Origin of the sequence: Photobacterium sp. OFAV2-7, assembly GCF_022347985.1 — a bacterium.
Lineage (GTDB): Bacteria > Pseudomonadota > Gammaproteobacteria > Enterobacterales > Vibrionaceae > Photobacterium.
This window is the reverse complement of sequence record NZ_JAKRFQ010000312.1, coordinates 1-5,332: the sequence shown is the minus strand read 5'-3', so window position 1 is coordinate 5,332 and position 5,332 is coordinate 1. Positions and strand designations below refer to the sequence as shown.

The 5,332-nt window shown below is 46.7% G+C and carries 6 protein-coding genes and 1 pseudogene; 4 read left to right on the top strand and 3 right to left on the bottom strand.

The window, feature by feature from the left end; all coding sequences use genetic code 11:
* Positions 1-210 (top strand): hypothetical protein (locus MHN01_RS15495; protein ID WP_239412168.1); only part of this gene is annotated, 210 nt, incomplete at its 5' end.
* Positions 211-298: 88 nt separating this feature from the next.
* Here the strand turns inward: MHN01_RS15495 and MHN01_RS24695 are convergent.
* The 3 genes from MHN01_RS24695 to MHN01_RS15485 form a co-directional block, all read right to left on the bottom strand.
* The gene (locus MHN01_RS24695) at positions 299-475 is read right to left on the bottom strand and encodes a tyrosine-type recombinase/integrase (protein WP_370646509.1); all 177 of its coding nucleotides are present in this window, start codon (positions 473-475) and stop codon (positions 299-301) included.
* A gap of 71 nt (positions 476-546) precedes the next feature.
* Positions 547-1,578 carry an L-threonine 3-dehydrogenase gene (gene tdh, locus MHN01_RS15490; protein WP_239412167.1) on the bottom strand — a complete coding sequence of 344 codons (1,032 nt, stop codon included), beginning with the start codon at positions 1,576-1,578 and terminating at the stop codon, positions 547-549.
* 123 nt (positions 1,579-1,701) lie between these two features.
* Positions 1,702-2,895, bottom strand: coding sequence for a glycine C-acetyltransferase (locus MHN01_RS15485; RefSeq protein ID WP_239412166.1), 1,194 nt, complete (start codon positions 2,893-2,895; stop codon positions 1,702-1,704).
* A gap of 190 nt (positions 2,896-3,085) precedes the next feature.
* On the opposite strand from MHN01_RS15485, the gene MHN01_RS15480 reads away from it, so the two are divergent.
* The 3 genes and pseudogenes from MHN01_RS15480 to MHN01_RS15470 form a co-directional block, all read left to right on the top strand.
* Positions 3,086-4,009: a LysR family transcriptional regulator gene (locus MHN01_RS15480; RefSeq protein ID WP_239412165.1), complete on the top strand. Its 924-nt coding sequence runs from the start codon at positions 3,086-3,088 to the stop codon at positions 4,007-4,009.
* Positions 4,010-4,213: 204 nt separating this feature from the next.
* Positions 4,214-4,657 (top strand): DUF4174 domain-containing protein, encoded by a 444-nt coding sequence (locus tag MHN01_RS15475; RefSeq protein WP_239412164.1) that lies wholly within the window; start codon positions 4,214-4,216, stop codon positions 4,655-4,657.
* A 153-nt stretch (positions 4,658-4,810) separates the two neighbouring features.
* Positions 4,811-5,332: pseudogene (locus MHN01_RS15470) on the top strand (alpha amylase N-terminal ig-like domain-containing protein); the annotation flags it as partial.

Below are 5,332 nucleotides of genomic sequence, written 5' to 3'. Positions count from 1 at the left end.
GGTGGTGAACGTTATTCTTGCGCTATTTGTTGCACATCTCTGCAAGGCCATGAACAACTCGAGCCTGAGATGAGTCCCATTGATAATTTTGGACTTAAGGGAAGGACAATATTAAAGCTTGCAGTTCAGTGTATTGTACTAGGATTGAAGCGTGAATCAGATGGCCTTTATTTTATTAGCAGTGAACAATTCAAAGCGCAGCTACATTAACTGATTTTTGAAGTGATTGGTTAGCGTGCGTTATCTCAGTCAGGAGCTAATCGCCTGCTTAGAAAATTCCTTCTGAATGAGCGCCAAGCTAAAAAGCCAGAGTAAACATCTCTGCCCTCCGTTCCGGGCGAATATCAATATAAGCCAACGTCTGTTGGTAATCTGAATGCCCCAACAATCGCTGAATTTCACCTATCAAAACACCCTTCTCATTGAGATTGGTCGCTGTAGAACGGCGTAAACTAGGGCATAAGCACCACCTCATCTTCCATTTCACTGTTTATGCATACAGTGTGGTAAAGATGAAAAAGCGCCCCTTCCGGAGCGCTATCAATCTTATTCCCAATCAAGGATAACCTTGCCGGAACGCCCGCTACGCATGGCGTCGAAGCCTTTTTGGAAATCATCAATCTTGAAGTGGTGAGTGATGATTGGGTTCAGATCCAGGCCAGATTGGATCAGACTTGCCATCTTGTACCAAGTTTCGAACATTTCACGTCCGTAGATCCCTTTGATGATCAAGCCTTTGAAAATAACCTGGTTCCAGTCGATACCCATGTCTGATGGTGGAATACCCAGCAGTGCAATCTTACCGCCGTGGTTCATGCCAGTTAGCATGCTGTTGAATGCTGATGGGTTACCAGACATTTCAAGACCAACATCGAAGCCTTCTGTCATGCCAAGCTCAGCCATCACATCTTCAAGCTTCTCGTTAGCCACGTTCACTGCACGGGTAACACCCATTTCACGAGCCAGATCCAAACGGTAGTCGTTAACATCAGTGATAACAACATGACGGGCACCTACGTGCTTCGCAACAGCTGCTGCCATAATACCAATCGGGCCTGCACCTGTGATTAATACATCTTCACCAACAAGGTCGAAAGAAAGTGCAGTGTGTACCGCATTACCAAACGGGTCAAAAATTGAAGCAAGATCATCAGAGATTTCATCAGGGATCTTGAATGCGTTAAATGCAGGGATCACCAGGTACTCAGCAAACGCACCTTCACGGTTTACGCCAACACCTGTAGTGTTACGACAAAGGTGAGTACGGCCGCCACGACAGTTACGGCAGTGGCCACATGTAATATGACCTTCGCCAGAAACACGGTCACCAATTTCGAAGCCGCGCACTTCCTGACCGATACCAACAACTTCACCTACGTACTCATGGCCGACAACCATAGGGACAGGAATGGTTTTCTGTGACCACTCATCCCAGTTGTAGATATGAACGTCAGTACCGCAAATGGCTGTTTTCTTGATGCGGATCAGCAGATCATTGTGACCAAGCTCAGGCTTGTCCACTTCAGTCATCCAGATGCCTTCTTCAGGCTTTAATTTAGAAAGAGCTTTAATTTTCATGACCTTTATCTCAACAAATAGTATTGCAGTGAAATATTCAGAAGCGGGCTACCACTATTTTTATTCGAGTACATTCTACCCGCCCCTGTTGTTGCATTAGTTTGCTATCACGACAGATGGCAGTTAGATGATACCCATATCTTTGCCAACTTCGATGAATGCATCGATAGCTTTATCTAGCTGTTCACGATTATGCGCAGCAGACATCTGAGTACGGATTCGTGCCTGTCCCTTTGGAACAACAGGGAACGAGAAGCCAATCACGTAGATGCCTTTAGCCAGAGCACGCTCTGCAAACTCAGCAGCCACTTTCGCATCACCCAGCATAATTGGAATGATTGCGTGATCTGCACCACCCATGGTGAAGCCAGCCGCTTCCATACGAGCACGGAAGTGCGCTGCGTTGTCCCATAGCTGGTCACGTAGCGAACCACTTTCTTCCAATAGATCCAGAACTCGGATTGACGCAGAAACGATAGCTGGTGCGACTGAGTTAGAGAACAGGTACGGACGAGAACGCTGACGTAACCAGTCGATCACTTCTTTCTTACCAGAAGTATAACCGCCTGAAGCACCACCCATCGCTTTACCCAAGGTACCTGTGATGATGTCGATACGATCGATAACATCATGGTATTCATGTGTACCGCGACCATTTGCCCCCATGAAACCCACTGCGTGAGAGTCATCAACCATCACTAGCGCATCGTACTTGTCAGCCAGGTCACAGATAGCAGGCAGGTTGGCAACAACACCGTCCATCGAGAACACGCCGTCAGTCACAATCAGCTTGTGACGCGCACCGGCTTCGTTCGCAGCGATTAGCTGCTCTTCCAACTCTTGCATGTTGTTGTTTGCGTAGCGGAAACGCTTCGCTTTACACAGGCGAACACCATCGATGATTGAAGCGTGGTTCAACGCATCAGAAATGATGGCATCTTCTGCACCAAGAATTGTTTCGAACAAGCCCGCATTGGCATCGAAACAAGAAGTATAAAGAATTGTATCTTCCATGCCCAGGAAGTTAGACAACTTTTGCTCTAGCTCTTTGTGAGAATCCTGCGTACCACAGATAAAACGGACTGAGGCCATACCGAAACCGTGATGATCCATACCGGCTTTAGCGGCTTCAATCAGATCAGGATGGTTAGCAAGGCCCAAATAGTTGTTTGCACAGAAGTTTAAAACTTCTTCGCCAGTTTGGATAGAAACAGCAGCTTTTTGCGCTGATGTAATAACACGTTCTGATTTGTATAAACCTTCAGCTTTTACTTGTTCGATTTGCTGTTTGATTTGGTCGTAGAATGCAGCTGACATGACGTTCCTCTCAATTATGACTGTAGCGAATGCATGTTTAAGCATGCATTCGCCAGACGATAATCCATATAATCAGGTTAGGAGATCTGACTGAAAAAATGTTCAATTAACAGGATGTTTGAACTTCATCCATTCTAATTCAAGCGCATTCAGACTATTATCCCCTGACCTGGAAAAGGACTGTTGAACTATGGACACAAATAAACTGATTGCCCTTATGCCGGAACTGGCTGTTTTTAAAATTGTTGTCGATGAAGGCAGCTTCACAGCCGCTGCAAAAAAACTAGGGGTCACCCCATCGGCACTGAGCAAACAGCTCTCGCGTCTCGAACACACGCTTTCAGCCAAACTTCTTGAGCGCACAACCCGAAAACTCGTGATCACCGAATCGGGTAAAGGGATCTATGATCAATGCTGCGCGATGATTGACGCAACCAAGCAAGTTGTCGAGTTCACCAGCTCGGAGCATACAACGCCCTCTGGAGCGCTGACGGTGGCGGCCCCTAAGGCATTTTTAAGTATCGTACTTCAACCTCTGGTGACCCCTTTTCTCACCAACTACCCCGATATTCAACTCAAGCTTAAAGCATCAGATGGTGATATAGACCTCGTTTCAGAAGGCATCGACGTGGTTTTCAGGCTGACTGAGAAACCGACAGAAGGCTTGGTATTAAAGCAGATTGGCAAGGTTAGCTTGAGCCTATGCGCCAGCCCTGACTATCTGGAACGACGTGGTACCCCTATCGTTCCAACCGATTTACTTCAGCACGATTGTATTTTCCTTGGCGAAACAGCCACGGATCATATCTGGGACTTTGTTAAAGGTGATGAATTCCACACCATACCCGTCACCGGTCGCTACGCTGTTAACCATTCGCAAATGCGCCTGAGAGGAGTGCTTGATGGATTGGGGATTGGCATCTTCCCAGACTTCGTGATCAAGAAACCGCTCGAAGAAGGAACGGTAACAGAAGTGCTCAGCGACTGGACAATCAAAGGAAATTACCAAGGCGATATTGCACTGCAATTTGCCCAAACCAAGTTCATGCCAGCTCGCCTTCGGGTATTTATTGACTACGTCTCGGAACATTTATACCAGTACACAGTTCATTAGCCACATTGCCTTACCATAAGGGCCGACATAGCACATAATCATCTAAATGAGGTTCTCAAGCCATAGACTATACTGGTTTTAGTACTTATGGCTTTGATACTAGGCGGCAGACACGCGATTGATCCAATCTGACATAACTGCCGTTTATATTGATACCAATACAACCCACTCTCCTATGGTATAACCGGGAGCAGGAGAGCTAACATGAAAGCTCTGATTAGTTACTTATACTCAGCCGTTATTCTCTTTTCGAGCAGTGTTGCCTCTTATCCTCTGGATTCTCTGCATTGGAACCACCGCAGTATTCTTTTCTTTGCCCCCGAGAAAGATCAGTACGTGCAAGAATTCATGAAACAAACGCTAATGAACGGCTGCCTGCTGCAGGAAAGAGATATCGTGACCATCATTATTACCCGCGATGGCTTCAACCAACCCGAAAACTTGTTCAGTCCGGAAGATATCCGCTTTCTTCAGCAAAAATATAACATTACCCAAGATAGCCACACTGCCATTCTGATCGGCAAAGACGGTCTTGAGAAACATCGCTGGGGCGAAGAAACCAACTGGCGCCAAATCACCGACTTGGTCGACAAAATGCCACTCCGTCAGCGAGAAATGACATACCGCCAAAGCCGCTGCGCCATTTAAACTTATACCGCCTACATATCAAAATACTGAGAAGGCATACCCGCTCTACGCCTCTCGTCTACGCCGTCGCATTTTTTGACGAAGGCTGATTTTTTTCTGTGCTTGAAGCAGTATCTTGTTACCCATTGACCTTCCAACTGGCCAGTTATAACAATGATGAAGACACCCTACTTATATCACGGTCAAGATACGGCTTGGGTAACTCCCTCTGAGCACAGCCTGAAACTGACCCTTGTCAGCGAGTCTGACCTACTTATCTCTGCTATATTCATTCGCTGCGAACCAGACAACGAGGAAAAGCTTGTTGATATGGTACGCGGCAACACCCATGGCAGGCTTCAATACTGGCATGGTGAAATCCCGCTAAACACAGATAGATCGCTAACCCACTACTGTTTTAAGGTAATGCAAAACAGTCGTCAGTGGTGGTTACACGGTAACGGGGTATCGTCACGAGTTCCCGGCAAAGAAGTCCACTTCAAATACAATAAAGACGATCAGCCACCAGCCTGGGTGAAGGAGCAGGTTTTCTATCAAATCTTCCCTGATCGTTTTGCTAACGGTGATCCGACAATCAGCGTCAAAAGCGACGAGTACTATCTTAAAGGCGAAGAACGTCCAACCATCGCTAAGGAATGGGGTGAACCGGTTTCGCCACACGGCAAGAACGGTCCG

Excerpts from the sequence above, each read along its gene's own strand:
- MHN01_RS24695 (WP_370646509.1), bottom strand. The coding sequence starts at position 475 with ATGAGGTGGTGCTTATGCCCTAGTTTACGCCGTTCTACAGCGACCAAT.
- tdh (WP_239412167.1), bottom strand. The coding sequence starts at position 1,578 with ATGAAAATTAAAGCTCTTTCTAAATTAAAGCCTGAAGAAGGCATCTGG.
- MHN01_RS15485 (WP_239412166.1), bottom strand. The coding sequence starts at position 2,895 with ATGTCAGCTGCATTCTACGACCAAATCAAACAGCAAATCGAACAAGTA.
- MHN01_RS15480 (WP_239412165.1), top strand. The coding sequence starts at position 3,086 with ATGGACACAAATAAACTGATTGCCCTTATGCCGGAACTGGCTGTTTTT.
- MHN01_RS15475 (WP_239412164.1), top strand. The coding sequence starts at position 4,214 with ATGAAAGCTCTGATTAGTTACTTATACTCAGCCGTTATTCTCTTTTCG.